The sequence below is a fragment of the Monashia sp. HAY1-5C genome (genome assembly GCF_056755255.1).
Window position 1 is genome coordinate 1 of the sequence record NZ_JBPGXG010000732.1, and the last position, 238, is coordinate 238.

1 protein-coding gene is annotated in these 238 nt (G+C 61.3%); it reads left to right on the forward strand.

The annotated features are described in order from the left end of the window. Positions 1–26 precede the first annotated feature (26 nt). Positions 27–238, forward strand: a 212-nt coding sequence (locus ACR9ZK_RS23345) for a hypothetical protein (RefSeq protein ID WP_481344293.1), incomplete at its 3' end; no start/stop codon positions are given.

A 238-nucleotide genomic window follows, 5' to 3' on the forward strand; every position in this document is an offset into this window, starting at 1 on the left:
GCGTCCAATTTCCTGCAGAAGCTGCGATGCAGGCGCGGCCGCATCATGAATTTCACATTCCGTTTCTGCCTCGCTCTCCACATCTTCGCCATCTGATCGCGATCAGCCTGGCGGGCACCGCTTCCTTTGGCCTTCTCGCAAGCGTGCTCTATCCATTGCTGGCGCATCATACCATCGAGCATGCCGTGCCGATGCGCACCGCCCAACTTGCGCGCCCGCAGCCGGCGCTACGCAAGAG